The 16,999-nt window shown below is 52.4% G+C and carries 1 protein-coding gene (cut by a window edge); it reads right to left on the bottom strand.

The features are described 5' to 3' along the window. Positions 1-18 precede the first annotated feature (18 nt). On the bottom strand, positions 19-16,999 hold the 3' portion of the coding sequence (locus V2H77_RS17015; protein WP_341499746.1) for a non-ribosomal peptide synthase/polyketide synthase. The gene runs 32,066 nt beyond the window's last position; the window shows 16,981 of its 49,047 coding nt (coding positions 32,067-49,047); its start codon lies off the right edge, out of view — the gene reads right to left on this strand; it ends in the stop codon at positions 19-21.

The raw sequence follows: 16,999 nt of genomic DNA, 5'->3' as shown, positions 1-16,999 counted from the left end.
ATACGGATATAAGATCGTTTAGTCTCTTTGAACCTCCTCGTCACAACTGACCGCCAACGCCATATTTAAAGCTCGAACTAAAACGACTTTATCCTCATTATTTTCCAACAGACTAAAATGGTTACCCGAAATTGGAATTAACCGAAGCGAAGAATCAGGCAATACCTGCGCCCAACCTAACGACAGATCCCTATTTAAAGACTGTGGTTCAACATCCATAACTTTAGTTTCCATAACAACAGGGGCAGGTGGAGAAAGTTCCGTTGCATAGAATTGATGCAGCGTTATCGCCAATACTTGCGGCTCATAGTTTCTGACTATTTGTGCATAATTTTCTATCTGCTCCCAACGCCTTGCGATTAAATCAGCACGCGGATTTGCCGGATATAACGACAATTTCTGCGCCGTTTCGATAAGCTGCACCAAATTTAACTTATCAATTCGCTGGTACAATGCTGCAATTTCTTCAATATCTCCATCCTCTGCCTGCCTTGCCAACTCAATAAGAAATTGAAGTTTTGGCGGCGTTATCTGCTGCCTGTAATAATGAGGAGCAGGCGTGTCTATCAGACCGAGGAAATTAACCTCTTCACCGGAATACAGAAGTTGCTGGGCAATCGCATAAGCTAATATGCCACCGGAAGAGTAACCGCATATCCGATATGGGCCTTCTGGTTGAACCACTTTCATAAAGTTGATCATCCTTGTTGCCTGCGCTTCCATCGTCGACATCGGCGCTTCACTAATGGATGGCCAGGGCAACGTATAAATTGGGTAGCCTGAATGAAGATGTTGAGACAACCCGAACACATAGGAATAATCACCCATCCCGCTAGGCACAAAGAATAACGGCCGACCTGTTCCGTCAGATCGCACTAATATTGCACGGTTCAGCGGTTGAGATAGCTGATCTAATGTCATTTTTGCTGCCAGGTCAGACAGAACAGGGAATTGGAACAGATCATTCAATGTGCAAATAACACCATGATTAGCTGCAAGATTTATCATCCGCATAGCGAACAGTGAGTGACCACCCAAGGCGAAGAAATTATCATACCGGCTGACCTGCTCAACGCCCAGTAATTCACGCCAGATAGCCGCTAATATGGTTTCCGTTTCTCCTTGTGGCGTTTCATAAACCTGACGAGCAAAAGCTTCATTGCTCGGGGCTGGTAGCGCATGACGATCTAATTTACCGTTAGGAGTCAACGGAAAATCATCCAGACGCACAAAAGCCGAAGGCACCATATAATCCGGTAAAATGGCACTCAGGTAAGTACGCAAGCTATTAGCCAGTCCTTTATCTTCCTGTGCCACGACATAAGCGACCAAACGTTTGTCCTGTCCATCACCCTGCACCAACACAATGGCCTCTTGTACCGTTGGGTGTTCTACCAATCGAGCCTCAATTTCACCCGGTTCAATACGGAAACCACGGATTTTAATTTGCTGATCGTTACGGCCAAGGAACTCCAAATTACCATCCGGCAGGTAACGGGCCAGATCCCCAGTTCGATACATGCGGGCATTAGGTGAATCACTAAATGGATCAACAAGGAAGCGTTCTGCCGTTAGCTCAGGACGATTGAGATAGCCACAGGCAACCCCATCTCCGCCGATATAAATCTCACCGGTTACCCCCTGTGGCACCGGCTGACCATCGGCATCTAGCAGATAAACCCGCGTGTTAGCTATCGGTCGACCAATAGGGATTTGGGTCATTCCCGGTGATAATGCCGTGATGCGGTAGGTAGTGGTAAAGGTAGTGCCCTCACTCGGCCCGTAACCATTCAATAACTGTTGAGGAGGGCTATCACGCAGAACTTGCGCCATCACATGCGGATCAAGTACATCGCCGCCGACAATCAGGATTTTGAGCTGCGCAAGAGCTGGAGACAACTCTGTCGCCAACCGGTTAAACAGCCCGACACTCAACCACATAACCGTGATTCGATAGGTTTGCAATGTCTGGACAAACTCCTGCGGCGTCAACACAGTAGCGTGATCAATCACCACCAATGCGCCGCCATTGAGCAACGGCGCCCAAACTTCAAAGGTGCTGGCATCGAAAGCCGGGTTAGCCTCAAATGCCACTCGATCATCCGGCCCGATTTCAGCGTACCCGTTATTAATGACCAGCCGAACCACCGCCCGATGCGGCACCATTACCCCTTTTGGCGTGCCAGTTGAGCCGGAGGTGTACATGATATAAGCCAGCTCGGTACTGGAGCGGGGTAAATCAGGATTGAGGTAACCTTCTTCCTCAATGTCGTCCACCTCATCGGCAAAGCAAAACAGGGGAATCGTCAGGTCAACGGGAATATCCGTAAGCAATAATTTGGCTTTACAATCGCTTATCAGCCAACGCTGCCGTTCGCCCGGCATACGGGGATCGATCGGCACATAAACAGCCCCAGTCTTGAGGATAGCCAATTGAGCCGCCACCAGTTCAACAGAACGCTCTAACAGCACAGCCACGCGATCGTCTGGCCGAATCCCTAGCCCGATTAACCGGCGAGCCAGCCGATTAGCACGGGCATTTAATTCCGCATAGCTGAGAATATGTTCTCCATACATCAGCGCTATCGCATCAGGGGTTTTTCCTGCCTGTTGTTCAAATAGCCGGTGAATACAACACTGGTCAGGATACCGCGTCTGGGTTGCATTCCAGGTCTCCAGCAACAGCTTCTTCTCCGCTGCCGGTAAGATATTCAGCGACCGTACCGGTGTCTCTGGCCGTTGTTCAAGCGCCTCTGCCAGACTTTCCAGCGCCTGTTGCATATACCCACATATCCTATCCGGATCAATTGGTTGAACGATTTGCGCCGTCAGTCCCAATGCATTACCAAAATCTTCCACTGATAAGACAAACGGATAGTTAGTGCGCTCTCGACCGCCCAAGGATTCAATGCCGCTGCTAATTTCATCCGCGATGACCATCGGCGCATTATGCCGGTAGTTCAACAAGGCACTGAAGAGTGGAATTTCATTTTGTACCCCACTGCAACGTTGAGCCAGCGCCAGTGACGCATGTTCATGCTCCAGCAATCCGGCTAACCGGGTATGCGCTGCCCGTACACTGTCCTGCACCGGGGTATCATCCATATCCAGTCGTAACGGCAAAGTATTGATAAACAGTCCCATGCCGTTGTCAGCCCCTTCTCCTGCCTGCATCCGTCCAAATAGCACGGTGCCGAACACCGCTTTTGCCTGTCCGCTGGTACGTGACAATACCTGTGCCCAAGCCAGATGACATAACGCCGCCAAACTGACGCCCAAACGCCGGGCCTGATGACGTAAACGGTCATTCAACGTAGCGGGCAACATTCGGTGCGATTCCGCTACCTGTGAGCCATCCCGATGTACTTCCGTCAACCCGAATGGCAACGTCGGTTGATCCACCTCTGCCAACATATCGGTGAAGAAGCGAGTATGTTCGACCTGACTCATCCCCAGCCGGGCCTGAGCCACCAAATTGCGGAAAGGAACCGGGATAAGCAAACTCTCCCCCTGTCCGGCAAGGTACGCCTGAACGTCTCGGTTCATCACCTCCATTGCGGTATGGTCGCCAATCAAATGATGCTGCAATTGCAGTACAATCCAGCGACCATCCGTTTCCTGTGCAATAACAAAACGTAACAGCGGCGCTTGGCTCAAATCAAGACGATGCTGACGCGGATCAAAACGTTGAATCAGTTGTTCATAAACCGGTCCATCTACGTGATCCAACGTCAATTCAGTCACTGATAACGGCGCGTGACGCCAGACTACCTGGGCCGGAACGGATAGTCCTTGCCAGACAAAGGCGGTACGCAGGATGTCATGGCGATCAACCACCTGTTGCACCGCCGCCAAATAACAATCCAGCAACGAACGATCAGCAAAACTCATAGGATAAGCCAGCAGATACGGATCGCCCTTGTTCGCCAGTAAATGATGGAACAGAATACCGTCCTGCAATGGAGACAGGGCATAGATATCCTGAATATTGGCAATTCCACCCGGCACTTGTTCCACAATATGGTCAATCTCAGATTGGGCCAACTCAATTAACGGTAACATCTCTGGTGTAAGCGTTATGGTCGCCGGGGTGATGACATTCGCTGGCGCCACCACTGCCCGAGACTGCCCTACTGTTTGGGCAAATGCGGACAACACCGGGGATTGGAACAGATCACGTACCGCCAATGTTAGCCCCGCATTACGCAGACGTTCAATCATCCGCACCGCTAACAATGAATGACCGCCCAACGCAAAGAAGCTATCGTGTCGACTCACCTGTTCAATGCCCAACAACTCGCTCCAGATAGCGGCCAATAGGATTTCTGTTTCTCCCTGCGGCGCTTCATAAATTTGCCGGGCAAAGGCTTCTTCCCCCGGCGCCGGTAATGCCCGACGGTCCAGTTTGCCGTTTGGCGTCAACGGGAAGGTATCCAGACGTACAAACGCTGCCGGTACCATATAATCCGGTAAAATGGCGCTCAGGTGAGTACGCAGATGGTTAACCAATTCTTCATTCGCTTCTGCCGCCACATAAGCCGCCAATCGTTTGTCCTGCCCGTCACCCAGCGCCAACACAACCGCTTCACTCACCGCCGGATGATCCATCAACCGGGCTTCGATTTCCCCCGGCTCAATACGGAAACCACGGATTTTCACCTGTTGGTCATTACGGCCCAGGAAATCCAGATTGCCGTCTGGCAGGTAACGGGCCAAATCTCCGGTGCGGTACATCCGTGCTCCCGGTTTACTGCTAAAGGGGTCCGCGAGAAAGCGTTCCGCCGTCAGTTCGGGACGATTAAGGTAACCACAGGCAACTCCATCCCCGCCGATATAAATCTCACCAGTTACTCCTTGCGGCACTGGCTGACCATAGGTATCCAACAGATAAACCTGCGTATTGGCTATTGGTCGACCAATGGGGATCTTCGGCGTTCCCGCGGATAACGCAGTGATACGGTATGTCGCGGTGAAGGTCGTACCCTCACTCGGTCCGTAACCATTCAATAACTGTTGAGGCGGGCCATCACGCAAAACCTGTGCTATCACATGCGTATCCAGCACATCGCCGCCGACAATCAGGGTTTTGATTTGTGGCAGCGCCAGAGACAACTCTGCCGCCAGTCGGTTAAACAGCCCGACACTCAGCCACAGTATGGTAATACGATAAGTCTGTAGTGCCTGAACAAACTCTTTAGGCGTCAACAATGTAGCGTGATCAATCACTACCAGCGCGCCGCCATTGAGCAATGGCGCCCAGACTTCAAAGGTGCTGGCATCGAAAGCCGGGTTGGCCGCAAACGCCACCCAATCATCCGGCCCGATGTCAGCGTACCCATTATTAATCACCAGTCGAACCACCGCACGGTGTGGCACCATTACTCCTTTCGGCGTGCCGGTCGAGCCGGAAGTGTACATAATGTATGCCAGCTCGGTACTGGAGCGGGGTAAGTCAGGATTGCGATGATCTTCTTCCCTGATATCGCTCATCTCATCGGCCAGACAAAGTTGGGGAATTGCCAGATCAACCGGAATATCGGTGAGCAATAATTTGGCTGAACAGTCGTTTATCAGCCAGTTTTTCCGTTCGTCCGGCACATGGGGATCGATCGGCACATAAACGGCTCCGGCTTTGAGAATAGCCAACTGAGCCACGACCAGTTCAACAGAACGCTCTAACAGCACTGCGACCCGGTTATCCGGCTGGATACCCTGTTCGATTAACTGGCGGGCCAGTCGATTGGCACGAGCATTTAATTCGGCATAACTGAGAATGCGTTCTTCATACACCAACGCTACTGCATCAGGGGTTTTCTCTGTCTGTTGTTCAAACAACCGGTGGATGCATGTCTGATCAGGATATGGCGTCTGGGTTGAATTCCAGGTTTCCAGTAACAGCTTGCGTTCCGCCACGGTCAGGATATTGATTTTCCCAACCGGCTGTTGAGGGTTAGCTGCCATCTCTCGCAGTACGGTATGGAGATAACCCACCTGCCGCTCAATGGTCGCTTGATCAAACAGGGCGGTGGCATAATTCAGATAACCGACAATCCGGCCGTCCACCTCAGACAGGCTCAATTCAAGATCAAACTTAACCATATCAAAAGCTTGCCCGACGGGTGAAATGGTCAGTCCGGGTAACGTCCAGTCCTTATTTTCATTGTTCTGCCAGGCAAACATCACCTGGAACAGTGGGGTATGCGCTAGTCGGCGCGGCGGTTGCACAATTTCCACCACCTGTTCAAACGGTAGGTCCTGATGTTCCTGTGCCGCCAGCGCGGTTTGCCGCACACGCGCCAACAATTCCGCCACATCCGGCGCACCGGATAAATCCATACGTAATGCCAGTGTATTCACAAAGAAGCCAATCAGAGATTCCACTTCTTGCCGACTGCGGCCCGCGCTTGGGGTACCGATAATCAGATCCTCTTGACTTGACAGACGCGATAGAACCGTTGCCCAAGCTGCCAACAGGGTCATAAATAGCGTGACGCCTTGTTGCTCACTCAGGCGCTTGAGAGATTGGGTTAACTCCTCATCCAGACTGACGGGTAAGATATTCCCGGCAAACGACTGCTGAGTTGGGCGTGGCCGGTCAGTGGGCAAATCTAACAATACCGGTGCGTCAGCCAACCTCGTGCGCCAATAATCAGATTGAGACTGTATGCGTTCAGCCGATAGCCGCTGGCTCTGCCAAGCGGCGTAATCAGGATACTGAATTGTCAACGGTGGTAACGGGTCTGACTGCCCCGCCTGAAAAGCGGTGTAAAGGGTGTTCAATTCACGCATCAATACGCTGACAGACCAGCCATCGAAAATAATATGATGCAGGGTCAGCAAGAAAACGTGTTCATCATTAGCCAGTTGTACCAGACTGGAACGAATTAATGGGCCACGGGCAAGATCAAACGGCGCATTGGCTTCCTGAGCAGAGAGAAACGCAAACTGCGCATCCACATCAAGTGCCTTACGCAGATCATATTTTTTCATCGGCAGACCTAATGCCGCTGGCAGCAACTCCACCTGCGGCTGGCCGTCAACAGCAACGAAGACAGAGCGTAACGCTTCATGGCGGGCAAACAGTGTATCAAGCGCCTGTTGCCAAGCAGTGATATCCAGCCGACCACGTAAACGCAGGGCTAACGGAATATGATAGGTCTCACTTATCCCTTCAAACTGCGTCAGGAACCACAGTCGTTGTTGCGCAAATGACAACGGTAATTGATCCTTACGGGATAGTGGAACGATGGCGGGCAATATCTCGCCAGACTCATCAAACCGCGCACTTATCGCTTCGGCAAAAGCGGTCAAAACAGGGAATGTAAATAACATGGACAACGGCAATTCAATCCCCAACGCCGCTATTCGGTTCATCACCCGTACCGCCAACAGGGAATGGCCGCCCAGTGCAAAAAAGTTGTCATACCGGCTAATCCGCTCAACACCCAGTAATTCACGCCAGATAGCGGCTAATGTGGTTTCCATCTCTCCTAATGGCGCGGCGTAAATTTGCCGGGCAAAAGCCTCTTCTCCCGGTATCGGTAATGCTCGACGGTCCAGCTTACCGTTCGGGGTCAGCGGGAAGGCATTCAAGCGTACAAAAGCCGTCGGCACCATATAATCCGGTAAGACTGCGCTCAAGTGTGTACGCAGACTGTTAACCAGCGCCTCATCCGCTTCTGCCACCACATAAGCTACCAGCCGTTTGTCCTGCTCATCACCTAGCACCAATACCACAGCCTCTTGCACCATTGGGTGTTCCATCAGTCGGGCTTCGATTTCCCCCGGCTCAATACGGAAACCGCGGATTTTGATCTGCTGGTCATTGCGGCCCAGGAATTCCAGATTGCCGTCCGGTAAGTAGCGGGCCAAATCCCCGGTCCGATACATCCGCGCACCCGGCATCTCACTAAACGGGTCAGCTAAGAAGCGTTCAGCCGTCAGTTCAGGACGATTAAGGTAACCACGCGCCACACCTGCACCACCAACATACAACTCACCCACTGCCCCCAAAGGCACTGGCTGGCCGTAAGTATCCAGCAAATAAATCTGGGTATTCGTCGTCGGATGGCCGATAGGCACTAACGTATCTGTGTAGTCTGGCGGACAACGCCAGGTCGTCGCACACACCGTGATTTCTGTCGGGCCATAGGCATTAAACACCGTTGCCCGACGACTCAGTGCTTGAAGCAACATTGCGCTGGGTGCTTCACCACCGAGTATCAACGTCGGTTTTATCGTCATTTTCGGTAAATCGGTCTTTTCCCGAAGCAAAGCCGGGGTCAGACAGGCATGAGTCACTGACTGTTGCTCCAGATAATGCCAGAGACGAAGTGGGTCCTGACGAATGATATCGGTAGCTATTATCAAGCTGGCCCCACTTCCCAATGCCATCATGATTTCCCAAACACTGGCATCAAAACTCAATGAGGCAAACTGCAACAGCCGGCTACCCGAATGAATGCCAAATTGGGCGATTTTATCCTGAATAAGATTAACCAGCCCACGATGCTCAACCATCACGCCTTTTGGTGTGCCAGTGGAACCGGAGGTGTAAATCACATACGCCAGATGTTGTGCAGTCAGTGCCGTCACTTGCGGGTTACTATCCGGCTTATCAAGCAGCATATTCGGATCAAGTACCGTCAGCCCTACCAAAGCGCTCTCACCCAGAGCGACACATCCAACATTATCCGCCAGTAAAACAACCGGTGCCGCATCAGTTAAAATATACGCCAAACGTTCCCTCGGGTAAGCCGGGTCCAGTGGAACATAGGCGCCGCCCGCTTTCAACACCGCCAGTAAGCCCACAACCATCATCAGTGAACGTGTAACACAAATCGCTACTCGCTGGTCTGGCGCAATACCCAACGTAATTAGTTGATGGGCCAGTCGGTTAGCACGGGTATTCAGTTCCGCATAGCTGTACGTCTGTTCTTCATACACCAGTGCCGTAGCATCTGGGTTTTTCACCACTTGTTGTTCAAATAATTGATGGATACATAACTGCTCAGGGTAGACAGTTTCAGTCGCATTCCAGGTTTTTAATAACAATGTGCGTTCAGTTTCAGGCAAAATTTCCAACGTCCGCACTGGTGTTTCCGGGGCCTGTTCAAGTGCTTCCACCAAACTTTCCAACACCTGTTGCATATAGCCGTATATCCTTTCCGGATCAAACGGTTGCACGACCTGGGCGGTCAATCCCAAAGCGTGACCAAAATCTTCCACCGACAGCACAAACGGATAGTTGGTACGTTCTTGCCCGCTAAAGGATTCTATACCGCTGCTGGTTTCATCTACGGTAACCAGCTGTGCACTATGCCGGTAGTTCAACAAAACACTAAACAGAGGCGTTTCCCCCGGCACTCCACTGCAACGTTGAGCCAGTGCCAATGAAGCATGTTCATGCGCCAGCAATTCGGCTAACCGGGTATGGGTTAACCGTGCGCTGTCCTGCACTGGGGTATCATTTATATCCAGTCGTAACGGTAAGGTGTTGACAAACAGTCCCATGCCGCTGTCAGCGCCTTCCCCGGCCTGCATCCGCCCAAACAGCACAGTGCCGAACACCACTTTCTCTTGTCCACTGATACGCGATAAGACCTGTGCCCAAGCTAGATGACACAATGCCGCCAAACTGACGCCCAGACGTCGGGCTTGACTACGCAAGCGGTTATTCAGTATGGCGGGCAACATCCGGTACAATTCCGTCACCTGCGAACCATCTCGATGTACTTCTGTCAATCCGAATGGCAATGTCGGTTGATCCACCTCTGCCAACATATCAGTAAAGAAGCGGGTATGCTCGGCTTGGCTCACGCCCAACCGGACTTGAGCCACCAAGTTGCGGAAAGGAACGGGTGCCGACAGGCTCTCTTCCTGCCCGGTGAGGTACGCCTGAACTTCGCGGTTCATCACTTCCAGCGTCGTGTGGTCGCCAATCAGATGATGCTGCAATTGCAGTACAATCCAGCGACCATCCGCTTCTTGCGCCACCATAAAGCGCAGCAAGGGCGCTTGGCTCAAGTCGAGGCGATGATGACGCGGGCCAAAACGTTGAATGAGTTGTTCATAAACCGGTCCATCTGCGGAATCCAACGTCAATTCAGTCACTGATAACGGCGCTTGACGCCAGACCACCTGAATCGGCGCTGATAACCCTTGCCAGATAAAAGCAGTACGCAGGATGTCATGGCGGTTAATCACCTGTTGCACTGCCGCTAAATAACTGTCCAACAGAGATCGGTCAGCGAAGGCTGTCTGACTAACTAATAGGTACGGATCGCCTTTATTCGCCAGTAAATGATGGAACAGAATACCGTCCTGTAACGGGGACAGGGCATAAATATCCTGAATATTAGCTATTCCACCCGGCACTTGTTCAACGATATGGTCAATCTCAGTTTGAGTCAGCTCAATCAACGGCAACATTTCGGGGGTGAGTACTGAAGTTGCTGGGGTAATGACATTCGCCGGCACTACCACCGCTTGTGATTGTCCTACTGTTTGGGCAAATGCCGATAACACCGGGGATTGGAATAAATCACGCACCGCCAGCGTTAACCCCGCATTACGCAGACGTTCAATCATCCGCATTGCCAGCAACGAATGGCCGCCAAGAGCAAAGAAGCTGTCGTGCCGACTGATTTGTTCAATACCTAGCAACTCGCCCCAGATAACAGCCAATAGGGTTTCCACCTCGCCTTGCGGCGCTGCATAAACCTGACGAGCAAAGGCATTCTCTCCCGGTACCGGCAGCGCCCGACGGTCCAGCTTACCGTTCGGGGTCAACGGGAAGGTATCCAGACGCACAAAAGCGGCCGGCACCATATAATCCGGTAAAATCCCACTCAGATGAGTACGCAGGTGGTTAACCAACGCCTCATCCGCTTCTGCCACGACATAAGCCACCAGCCGTTTGTCCTGACCATCATCCAGCGCCAGCACGACCGCTTCTCTCACCGCCGGGTGTTCCAGCAATCGGGCTTCGATTTCTCCCGGCTCAATACGGAAACCACGAATTTTCACCTGCTGGTCATTGCGACCTAGAAACTCCAGATTGCCGTCTGGCAGGTAGCGGGCCAAATCCCCGGTCCGGTACATCCGGGCATCCTGTTCACTACTGAACGGATCAGATAGAAAACGCTCCACGGTCAGTTCAGGACGATTGAGATAACCCCGTGCCACACCCCCTCCGCCAACATATAATTCACCCACGGCGCCTAACGGTACTGGCTGACCATATTTATCCAGCAGATAGAGGGTTAAGTCCGAGATCCGCGTGCCAATAGGACTTGTGGTCTGTTCCACATCATGGCGATTCAGTGCCCGGTAAGTGACGTGAACGGTGGTTTCCGTGATACCGTACATATTCACCAACTGAGGCAATGTCTCTTCACGCAGGGCATACCACGGCTTCAAAATACTCGGATCGAGCGCTTCCCCGCCAAAGATGACATAGCGCAAACAGTCAGGCAATGGATTGGCGATATAACTGGCAATCAAGGCTTTGAAGGCGCTGGGAGTCTGATTCAATACGGTGATACCGTGCTGACACACAAATTGATGCAGCTCCTGGGGTGAACGAGCAATCGCGTGCGGAACCAACACCAATTTAGCGCCGTAGCGTAAGGCTCCCCATAATTCCCATACCGAGAAGTCAAACGCAATGGAATGGAACAGGCACCAAATATCTTGCCGGTTGAAGTGATACCAGGATTCAGTGGCGTCGAACAAACGCAGGATATGACGATGCTCCACCATCACCCCTTTCGGCATGCCGGTCGAACCCGAGGTGTAAATCACATAGGCCAGATGCTGTGCCGTCAATGCCGGCACTTGTGGGTTACTGTCCGGCTGATCAGGCGGACTGTTCGGGTCAAGTACCGTCAGCCCTGCCAGCGTGTCCTCTCCCAGCGCATCCCGCCCGATGTTATCAGCCAGTACAATAGCGGGAGCAGCATCGGTCAGGATATGTGCCAGACGCTCACCGGTATAGACCGGATCTAACGGCACGTAGGCCCCCCCGGCTTTCAGCACCGCCAATACTCCCACCACCATTGCCAGTGATCGTGAGACACAAACCGCCACTCGTTGGTCCGGTTCGACTCCCAACGCCATCAGTTGATGCGCCAGCCGGTTAGCGCGGGCATTGAGCTCGGCATAGCTGAGGGTGTGTTCTTCATACACCACTGCCGTCTCATTAGGCGCGTTCTCCACCTGTTGTTCAAATAATTGATGAATACATAGCTGTTTAGGATATTGTGTTTCAATGGCATTCCGGGTTTCCAGCAACAGCCTGCGCTCTGCCGCTGTCAGAATATCGATTCTTCCAACCGTCTGTTGAGGATTTGCCGCCATCGCCCGCAGCACGGTATGGAGATAGCCCACCTGCCGTTCAATGGTCGCTTGATCAAATAGGGCGGCGGCATAATTCAGATAACCGACAATTCGGCCCTCCACCTCAAACAAATTCAGCTCAAGATCGAACTTAATCACATCCAAAGCTTGCTCGACCGGTGAAACCACTAGTCCCGGCAGCCTCCATTCCGTATTCTCATTGTTCTGCCAGGCAAACATCACCTGGAACAATGGGGTATGCGCCAGTCGGCGCGGTGGCTGCACGATTTCCACCACTTGTTCAAATGGCAGGTCCTGATGCTCCTGTGCTGCCAGCGCAGTTTGCCGCACACGCGCCAGCAACTCAGTCACATTCGGGGCACCGGATAAGTCCATCCGCAACGCCAGCGTATTGACAAAGAAGCCGATTAAAAATTCCACTTCCTGCCGACTGCGACCGGCACTCGGTGTACCGATAATCAGATCCTCCTGACCTGACAGACGCGATAGAACCGTTGCCCAGGCAGCTAACAGGGTCATAAATAACGTGACGCCCTGTTGCTCACTCAGGCGTTTAAGGGATTGGGTTAACTCCGCATCGAAACTGACGGGCAACATATTTCCCGCAAATGATTGCTGAGGCGGACGTGGCCGGTCAGTTGGCAAATCCAGTAAAACTGGCGCGTCAGCCAGCTTGGTGCGCCAGTAATCAGATTGAGATTGTATCTGTTCTGCCGACAACCATTGGCGCTGCCAGGCGGCGTAATCAGGATATTGAATCGTCAACGGTGGCAATGGGTCTTGTTGTTGGTTCAAGTAAGCCGAATAAAGCGCCTCTAGTTCTGATTTCAGTATCCCTAAAGACCAACCATCGGAAACAATATGATGCTGGGTCAGCAAGAAAACGTGATCATCGTCAGCCAGTTGTACCAGACTGGAACGAATTAATGGGCCACGGGCAAGGTCAAATGGCGCATTAGTTTCCTGAGCGGAGAGAGAGGTAAGCTGCGCATCCACATCAGACATGTCATGCAGATCATATTTTCTTATCGGTAGGCCCCATTCTGCCGGCAACAATTCCACCTGCGGCTGGCCGTCAACGGTAACAAAAACAGAGCGCAATGCTTCATGGCGGGTAAATAGGGTATCAAGCGCCTGCTGCCAGGCGGCAATATTCAGCCAACCACGCAAACGCAGGGCCAGAGGAATATGATAAGTATCACTCACTCCCTCAAACTGGGCCAAGAACCACAAACGCTGTTGCGCAAATGATAACGGCAATTGGTCTTCACGGGATAGCGGAACGATGGCAGGTAATATCCTGCCCGGCTCGTCAAACTGGGCACTCATCACTTCAGCAAAGGCCATCAAAGACGGGAATGTAAACAGTGTGGACAGCGGTAATTCAATCCCCAACGCCGCTATCCGGTTTATCATCCGCACCGCCAACAACGAATGGCCGCCCAGGGCGAAAAAGTTGTCATACCGGCTAATCCGCTCAACACCCAGTAATTCACGCCAGATAGCCGCCAATGTGGTTTCCATCTCTCCTGATGGCGCAGCGTAAATTTGCCGGGCAAAATCCTCTTCCCCCGGTGCCGGTAGCGCCCGACGGTCCAGCTTGCCATTCGGCGTCAGCGGGAAGGCATCCAGACAGACAAAAGCGGCCGGCACCATATAATCCGGCAACACCGTACTTAAATGAGTACGCAGATGGTTAACCAACGTCTCATCTGCTTCTGCCACCACATAAGCCACCAGCCGTTTGTCCTGCCCGTCGCCCAACACCAGCACAACCGTTTCATTCACCGCCGGATGTTCCATCAGCCGGGCTTCGATTTCCCCCGGTTCAATACGGAAACCACGGATTTTCACCTGCTGGTCATTACGGCCCAGGAATTCCAGATTACCGTCCGGCAGGTAACGGGCTAAATCTCCGGTACGGTACATCCGTGCTCCCGGTTTATCGCTAAAGGGGTCCGCAAGAAAGCGTTCTGCGGTCAGTTCAGGACGATTCAGATAGCCACAAGCAACCCCATCTCCGCCGATATAAATTTCCCCTTCCGCCCCCAACGGTACTGGCTGACCATTGCCATCCAGTAGATAGACCCGCGTATTGGCTATCGGTCGACCAATGGGGATCTTCGTCATCCCCGTAGGCAACGCAGTGATACGGTATGTCGCGGTAAAGGTGGTGCCCTCACTTGGCCCATAGCCATTCAATAACTGTTGCGGCGGGTTATCACGCAGAACTTGCGCCATCACCTGCGGATCCAGCACATCGCCGCCGACAATCAGGATTTTGAGTTGTGGAAAAACCGGGGACAACTCTGTCGCCAGCCGGTTAAACAGCCCAACACTCATCCACAGCACGGTAATGCGATAAATCTGTAATGCCTGAACAAATTCTTTAGGCGTCAGCAATGTGGCGTGATCAATCACGACCAGTGCGCCGCCATTGAGCAACGGCGACCAGACTTCGAAGGTGCTGGCATCGAAAGCCGGGTTAGCTTCAAACGCCACCCGATCATCCGGTCCAATGTCGGCGTACCCGTTATTGATGACCAGTCGAACCACAGCCCTATGCGGCGCCATCACCCCTTTAGGCGTACCGGTTGAGCCGGAGGTATACATGATATAGGCCAGTTCAGTACTGGAGCGAGATAAGTCAGGGTTGTGGTAATACTCCTCACTGATAGCGGCCAGTTCAACCGGGATATCCGTAAACAACAATTTAGCTGCACAGTCGTTTATCAGCCAATGCTTCCGCTCGTCCGGCACTCGGGGATCGATAGGCACATAAACGGCCCCGGCCTTGAGGATAGCCAACTGAGCCGCCACCAGTTCAACAGAACGTTCTAACTGCACAGCGACACGGTCATCCGGCTGGACCCCCTGCCCAATTAACCAGTGGGCCAGTTGGTTAGCGCGAGCATTTAATTCGGCATAGTTGAGAACGTGTTCTCCATACACCAGCGCTATCGCATCAGGCGTCTTTTCTGCCTGTTGTTCAAACAGCCGGTGAATACAACACTGGTCAGGATACCGCGCCTGGGTTGCATTCCAGGTCTCCAACAACAGCTTCTTCTCTGCCGCTGGCAAGATATTCAGTGCTCGTACCGGTGTTTCTGGCTGCTGTTCAAGCGCCTCTGCCAGACTTTCCAGAGCCTGTTGCATATAACCACATATTCTTTCTGGATCAATCGGTTGAACAATTTGCGCCGTCAACCCCAATGAGTGGTCAAAATCCTCCACCGACAAGACAAACGGATAGTTCGTGCGCTCTTGCCCGCCTAAGAATTCAATGTTGCTGATGATGGCATCCGTGGTAACCGGCTGCGCACTATGCCGGTAGTTCAGTAATGAGCTAAAGAGGGGCGTTTCCCCTAGCACCCTACTGCAACGTTGAGCCAGTGCCAGTGATGCATGTTCATGCGCCAGCAATCCGGCTAACCGGGTATGGGCTAACCGTACACTGTCCTGCGCCGGGGTATCATCCATATCCAGCCGTAACGGCAAGGTATTGATAAACAGCCCCATGCCGCTGTCAGCCCCTTGCCCGGCCTGCATCCGCCCAAATAGTACGGTGCCGAACACTACTTTCGCCTGTCCGCTGGTACATGATAAGACTTGTGCCCAGGCCAGATGGCATAATGCCGCGAGACTGACATCCAGACGCCGGGCCTGGCTACGAAGGCGGTCATTCAACGTAGCGGGTAACATCCGGTGCGATTCCGTCACCTGCGAACCATCCTGATGCACCTCCGCCAACCCGAATGGCAACGTTGGTTCGTCCACTTCGGCCAGCATGTCAGTAAAGAAGCGAGTATGTTCGGCCTGACTTACCCCCAACCGGGCTTGTGCCACCAAATTGCGGAAAGGGACTGGCGCAGGCAAGTTCTCTTCCTGTCCAGTAAGATAAGCCTGAACCTCACCGTTCATCACTTCCAGCGTCGTATGGTCGCCAATCAGATGATGCAGCAATTGCAGCACGCTCCAACGGCCATCGTCCTCCTGCGCCACTGTAAAGTGCAACAAGGGGGCTCGTTGCAGATCAATACGATAGTGACGTGGGTTAAAATGTTGAGCTAACTGATCACGGACCGGCCCATCAATTGGGTCTAGTGTCAGTTCAGTGACTGACAATTGCGCCTGACGCCAAACCACTTGTACCGGCGTTGATAATTCTTGCCAAACAAAGGCGGTCCGCAGGATATCGTGGCGGTTAATCACCTGTTGCACTGCCGCCAGATAACGGTCCAATAATGAACGATCAGCAAAAGTCATTTGGCTGACCAATAGATACGGATCACCTTTATTCGCCAGCAGATGGTGGAACAGGATACCGTCCTGCAACGGCGACAGGGCATAGATATCCTGAATATTGGCAACCCCACCCGGTACTTGTTCAATGATATGGTCAATCTCAGACTGAGACAGATCAATCAACGGCAACATCTCGGGTGTAAGTTGCGTAATCGCCGGAGTAATGACATTCGCCGGCACGACTACCACCTGTGATTGCCCTACTGTTTGGGCGAATTCAGATAACACTGGGGATTGGAATAAATCACGTACCGCCAGTACTAACCCCTCATTACGCAGGCGTTCAATCATCCGTACCGCTAACAATGAATGGCCGCCCAGAGCAAAGAAACTG

The sequence above is a fragment of the Photorhabdus sp. P32 genome (genome assembly GCF_038085095.1).
Classification (GTDB): domain Bacteria; phylum Pseudomonadota; class Gammaproteobacteria; order Enterobacterales; family Enterobacteriaceae; genus Photorhabdus; species Photorhabdus luminescens.
The sequence above is the reverse complement of the archived record's forward strand: the minus strand, read 5'-3'. Positions and strand labels throughout refer to the sequence as shown.